Genomic DNA, 246 nt, shown 5'->3' on the forward strand with positions numbered 1-246 from the left:
AACGCCCAAACGGTAACGCTGTGCATCACCGTAAGCAAACAAGCGACCTTGCAGCATCTTGTCTGGTGAGAAGCTAATACCCGGAACCACGTTGGCAGGGTTGAATGCCGACTGCTCAACTTCAGCGAAGAAGTTTTGCGGATTACGGTTCAACTCAAACTCACCCACTTCAATCAATGGATAATCTTTGTGTGGCCAGATCTTAGTCAAGTCGAACGGGTTGTAAGACACTTTCGCTGCATCCGC

The 246-nt window shown here is 49.2% G+C and carries 1 protein-coding gene; it reads right to left on the bottom strand.

Features of this window, described 5'->3' with window-relative positions; genetic code table 11:
• Positions 1-210 (bottom strand): catalase (locus FQP90_RS23735; protein ID WP_280116005.1); only part of this gene is annotated, 210 nt, incomplete at its 3' end.
• Positions 211-246 lie beyond the last annotated feature (36 nt).

Source organism: Paenarthrobacter nitroguajacolicus (assembly GCF_007786235.1).
GTDB lineage: Bacteria > Actinomycetota > Actinomycetes > Actinomycetales > Micrococcaceae > Arthrobacter > Arthrobacter nitroguajacolicus_A.